This window comes from Shewanella sp. 10N.286.48.B5 (assembly GCF_002874355.2).
In the GTDB taxonomy this organism is placed as follows: domain Bacteria; phylum Pseudomonadota; class Gammaproteobacteria; order Enterobacterales; family Shewanellaceae; genus Shewanella.
This window is the reverse complement of sequence record NZ_MCVG02000010.1, coordinates 1-5,698: the sequence shown is the minus strand read 5'-3', so window position 1 is coordinate 5,698 and position 5,698 is coordinate 1. Positions and strand designations below refer to the sequence as shown.

Annotated in this window: 4 protein-coding genes and 2 pseudogenes; 5 read left to right on the top strand and 1 reads right to left on the bottom strand. The window is 43.3% G+C overall.

From position 1 onward, the window contains the following. The first annotated feature begins 255 nt into the window (after positions 1-255). From BCU57_RS20920 to BCU57_RS20900, 5 genes and pseudogenes are all read left to right on the top strand, one after another. Positions 256-1,017: a mechanosensitive ion channel family protein gene (locus BCU57_RS20920; protein ID WP_413211528.1), complete on the top strand. Its 762-nt coding sequence runs from the start codon at positions 256-258 to the stop codon at positions 1,015-1,017. Positions 1,018-1,123: 106 nt separating this feature from the next. Next, positions 1,124-2,518: pseudogene (locus tag BCU57_RS20915) on the top strand (mannose-1-phosphate guanylyltransferase/mannose-6-phosphate isomerase). A gap of 98 nt (positions 2,519-2,616) precedes the next feature. After that, positions 2,617-3,435 (top strand): hypothetical protein, encoded by an 819-nt coding sequence (locus tag BCU57_RS20910; protein WP_413211527.1) that lies wholly within the window; start codon positions 2,617-2,619, stop codon positions 3,433-3,435. Between the two features lie 62 nt (positions 3,436-3,497). Further along, entirely contained in the window at positions 3,498-3,809 is a 312-nt protein-coding gene (locus tag BCU57_RS20905) for a hypothetical protein (protein ID WP_413211526.1), read from the top strand. 109 nt (positions 3,810-3,918) lie between these two features. Then, positions 3,919-4,041: a hypothetical protein gene (locus tag BCU57_RS20900; protein ID WP_413211525.1), complete on the top strand. Its 123-nt coding sequence runs from the start codon at positions 3,919-3,921 to the stop codon at positions 4,039-4,041. Between the two features lie 118 nt (positions 4,042-4,159). Here BCU57_RS20900 and aroG read toward each other — a convergent pair. Further along, positions 4,160-5,210: pseudogene (gene aroG / locus BCU57_RS20895) on the bottom strand (3-deoxy-7-phosphoheptulonate synthase AroG). Between the last annotated feature and the right edge of the window lie 488 nt (positions 5,211-5,698).

Here is a 5,698-nt window from a genome sequence, read left to right as displayed (position 1 = left end):
CTGGTCGCTGAAGAAGGCGATCTTTGGCTATGTGTACTTCGTTCAGTTATGGAATTTGGGTGTTTAACCGTCTGTCTCTGTCACTCAAACTCTGTTTTTCGCATTTATCGTGAAACGCTTTCGCGTTTTTCGTGCGCCGCTTCATTCACGATAAATTTGGTAATGAAATCAACTGGTTAAAAACACTTAAGCACATATTGATTATCTGTACCTTTGTTTGGTTTACGTTACGAATGATCAGCAACTCTGAAGCGTATGTTTTGGGAACAAAAAACAGAGACGAAACCACCGTTCAAGCTATCGCGAAGTCGCTCGCTTGTTCTTTATGGTGATGGGTGGCCTGACTATCATGCAGGCGTTTGGGCTCAGCTATCAGGCTTACTCACCTTTGGTGGTGTTGGTGGCTTGATTGTCGGTTTAGCGGCTAAAGATTTACTGTCGAACTTCTTCGGTGGCATGATGATTTACTTCGACCGCCCTTTTAAAGTCGGAGATTGGATACGCTCTCCCGACCGTCAAATCGAAGGGACCGTAGAACGCATTGGCTGGCGTATGACCATCATTCGCACCTTTGATAAGCGTCCTTTGTACGTTCCGAATTCTGTGTTCAGTAACATTGTGGTCGAGAACCCATCAAGAATGTTGAACCGCAGAATCAATGAGACCTTTGGGCTTCGTTATCAAGATGCAAACAAACTCGCTCTGATTGTGGATGACGTAAAAACCATGCTTGAAACGCACCCAGATATTGATGCCAAGCAGACACTGATCGTTAACTTTGATAAGTTCGGGCCATCAACGCTCAACTTCTTTATCTACACCTTTACAAAAACGGTCAACTGGGTGAGATACCACGAAGTTAAACAAGATGTTCTGTTGCAGGTGTTAGCGATTATTCATAAGCACAATGCTGATATCGCCTTCCCAACACAAACACTCAAGATTGAAGCGCAAGACATCAACGATTCTCAAGGTGTAATGAATTCCGCCCTGAGACTAATAGAAGCTCATCGATAAGCCATAAGCGTGGTAACATGGTGTTAGTAACCCTTTACGCCTAATTACCACTTTATGATTTTACCTGTCATTCTTAGCTGGCGGCTCTGGAAGCCGCCTCTGGCCATTGTCTCGCGAGCTCTACCCTAAGCAATTCCTCAACATTGCTGGCGAACAATCAATGCTTCAGCAAACGCTTCAACGCTTGCAAGGTCTTGAGGACTATCTAACGGATAGCAAGTGCGCTGCTCCATTCATTATCTGTAATGAAGAACACCGCTTTATTGCGGCTGAACAAGCTCGATCGGCTAACATCCAACATAGTGGTATTCTGCTGGAGCCCGTCGGTCGAAACACGGCTCCCGCCATCGCATTAGCGGCATTACAAGCCTTAGGTAAATCAACCAATAATGAGCAGGATGCATCAGACCCGATCTTATTAGTACTGGCTGCTGATCATCACATCGCTAACACCTCTGAATTCCAACAAGTGATCAGTCGTGGTGTTGATTATGCCGAACAAGGCAAACTGGTGACATTCGGAATAACCCCAATGCGCCAGAAACAGGTTATGGTTATATCAAACAGGGAAACCTCTTTCCCCTCTCGTTCAAACTGATACAGCGAATGGCAACAGAAACTACAGTCAACCCATCACGCCTATGCCATTGATTGCTTCGTTGAAAAACCTGATAAAGCAACTGCAGAAGAATACATAAGTTCAGAGCAATACTTGTGGAACAGCGGCATGTTCATGTTCAAGGCATCCAGCTACCTTGAAGAACTCGCTGAACATCACCCAGATATTTTAACGGCTTGCAAACTAGCTCTTTTCAAAGCAAAATACCGACCTCGACTTTATTCGTATCGACGCAGAAGCATTCAAAATAGCCCAAGTGACTCTATCGATTATGCCGTGATGGAAAAGACCTCACACGCCGCAGTGATCCCGATGGATGTTGGTTGGAATGATATTGGTTCGTGGTCTGCTATCTGGGACGTCAGTGATAAGGATGAGCACAACAACGTCATTGAAGGTGATGTGTTAACCGTCGACTCTCAGTACAACTACATTCATGCTGAGAATAAGCTTGTGGCGACGGTAGGCGTCGAAAACCTCATTATTGTAGAAACCAAAGACGCAATACTGGTTGCTAACAAGGACAAAGTCCAGGGTGTTAAATCGATTGTTAACCAACTCCACCAAGCTGGTCGAACAGAGCATCTTCAACACCGAGAGGTATTTAGGCCTTGGGGGAAATACGATGTTGTTGATTTAGGAAAGCGCGACAAAGTGAAGCGTATTACCGTGAAGCCTGGCCATAAGCTTTCGCTACAAAGGCATCATCACAGAGCTGAGCATTGGGTGGTGGTGGCAGGTACTGCAAAAGTAACCAATAACGACAAAACGTATTTAATCGAAGAAGATCACTCCACTTACATCCCTTTAGGTCATATTCACAGCCTAGAGAATCCAGGAGGCTCCCACTCGATGATTGAAGTACAAACAGGAGTCACTTGAGTGAAGACGATATCATCCGATATCAAGACAGCTATGGACGAGAAGTTTTAGACGACCATCAATCTAAAAGCACCACGGAATAAAGTGACGACTGCATAATGAAACCAACATTAGATCTCAGTTGCTTTAAGAACAACGATATTCGTGGCATCATCGGATCTCAAATCAGTGAGCCGTTCGCCTATTTGCTCGGCAAGGCATTTGGCGAATACACCCTATCCACGACACCTGAGACATCATTCGATGGCTTAGCTCAAGTGGTGATTGGTCGTGATAACCGAGAAACGTCCCCTTCATTACAAGAAGCCATGACCAAAGGCTTAATCGAGTCTGGGATAGCCGTCATAGACCTAGGTATGACTGGCACTGAAGAAGTCTACTTTGCGACTCGTCACCTAAAAGCGATTGGCGGAATACAAATCGCAACCAGCCATAACCCAATCAATTACAACGGAATGAAATTGGTAGGCGTAGGTGCCAGTCCGCTCAGTAAACATAGCGGTTTGAATGAGATAAAGCAGCGAATTCTCAATCTCGAGTCTAAGCTAGTTAACCTTTGCGATAACCCAACCGTGGCTCAGCACGCCGATGCTGAACATCTATCTACTTTACAACCTTATATCGACCACCTGCTTTCATATATAGCTCCTTCTAAACTGTTACCAATGAAAATTGTGGTGAACGCAGGAAACGGCGTTGCCGGGCATATAATAGATGCTTTAGAAGACCGCTTTACTGCACTCGATACCCCTATTACTTTTATCAAGGTTCAACATACACCTGATGGAAAATTCCCAAATGGCATTCCCAACCCATTGATTAAAGAAAATCAAACAGCGACTCGAAATGCAGTCTTAGAACATTCCGCAGATCTAGGAATTGCGTGGGATGGCGATTTCGACCGTTGTTTTCTTTGACGAAAAAGGCAATTACATTGAGGGTTATTATATTGTTGGTTTGTTAGCTGAAGCGATTCTTAATGAAGGAGCGTAACGCAACCGTATTGCACGACATGCGTATGACATGGAACACGATTGAAGTCGCCAAGCAACTTGATGGAAACGCTATTGCAGTTAAAGCTGGACACGCACTGATAAAAGAAAAAATGCGGCAAATCAACGCTATTTATGGCGGAGAAATGAGTGCTCACCATTATTTCCGTGATTTTGGTTACTGTGATTCAGGAATGATACCTTGGCTATTAGTTATCGAACTGGTCTCGAAAACTCAACAGTCCCTTTATCAATTGACTAGTGTCAGTATTAGTAAATTCCGTCATCTGGGGAGATAAATCGAAAAGTATCCAACCCAGATCTAGTCATAGCTTCGGTATTAGCATACTACCAAGACTGCGCCGTTTCGATCGATTACGTCGATGGTCTTAGTATGGATATGGGATCGTGGCGCTTCAATTTTTAAGACAATCGAATACAGAGCCATTAATACGTCTCAATGTAGAGACCAAGCAAAATCCAACTTTATTATCAGACAAAGTAAAAGAGCTACTGTCTTTTCTCGTATAAACGAGCTTAACCCCCAAACCTAGAGCCTAACCTAAGCGGTGTAACCCACATAAAAAGCCCTCATTAGTTTTCGCTAATGAGGGCTTTTTTATGTCTAAGCTACCTTTCGGTGGCTATTCTATTTATTACGACGCGCTTCAACAGCGTCTGCTAGTTGACGAAGTACTGTTTCAGTATCTTCCCAGCCAATACAAGCATCGGTAATAGACTGACCGTATGTTGCCGCCTTGCCATCAACCAAATCTTGACGACCTTCAACTAGGTGAGACAATCATCACACCGAAAATTGCTTTGTCTCCGCCAGCAACCTGTGCACTTACATCGTCAGATACGTTCATTTGACGTTTGAACTGCTTAGAGCTGTTTGCGTGGCTAAAATCAATCATTACTTTTTGTGGTAGACCAGACGCCGCCAGTTCCGCTTTGATCTTACCTACATGCTCAGCACTGTAGTTTGGCTCTTTACCGCCACGCAGAATGATATGACAATCAGGGTTACCTGCCGTTTCAACGATAGCTGAATGACCATACTTAGTCACTGATAAAAAGTGGTGAGAAGCACCTGCCGAACGAATCGCATCTGTTGCGATCTTGATGTTGCCATCAGTACCATTCTTAAAACCAACTGGACAAGACAGACCAGAAGCTAGTTCACGGTGAACTTGAGATTCAGTCGTACGTGCGCCAATTGCGCCCCAGCTAATTAGATCAGCCACATATTGAGGCGTAATCATATCTAGGAATTCACTTGCCGTTGGCATGCCAAGATCGGTTAGATCAAGCAGTAGTTTACGCCCTAAACGAAGACCATCGTTTAGTTTGAATGTATCATCCATGTACGGGTCATTAATTAGCCCTTTCCAACCAACAGTTGTACGTGGTTTTTCAAAGTAAACACGCATTACGATTTCAAGCTTATCGCCTAGTTCATCACGCAGTACTTTCAAACGTTTACCGTATTCAAGTGCCGCTTCTGTGTCATGAATAGAACATGGGCCTACGATAACAAGTAAGCGATCATCGCTGTCTTCTAAAATATTGTGAATCGCTTTACGGCTTTCAAAGGTTGTAGAAGAAGCAATTTCTGTCGCTGGAAACTTTTCTAAAACAGCAACAGGTGGTAATAACTCTTTTACTTTGTTAATTCTTACATCATCAGTCTGGAACATTGCTTACTTCTTCCTTTTTCTATCCTTGAGCTGAATGTACGTTGTCTCACGTAACTTTCTATCAGCACTAATCTTCTTGTTCCCTGTAACTTAACTAGTAAAAACTCTAGTTTCAATCACTAATTGAAAATAAACGCAATTTTTTTTGTGTTTTATATTTAAAACACCCTGTACAGCATTATTTACACGCTATCGATTGCGTAATTTATAGGGAAGGAAGAGCATCTATTCTGCATGTATGTAATAGACCTGCATCGCTTGATAAGGAGCAGCCCTAACGTCACCGAGAAAGCAGAAAAAGCGGAAAAGCGATGTATCATTCAAAACTCAAAACCAGTATGATTTTATAGTGTCGGATCTCTAACTGTACTCGAGCAAAGACCCTCTTTTCCACGCATCGATAAAATCATTTTCTCTTAAAAGGTTTGGATAGTAAAAATCCTTGTACTGCCTGACACCCTTTGCTTCGAACGTAATCCAGCTGACAT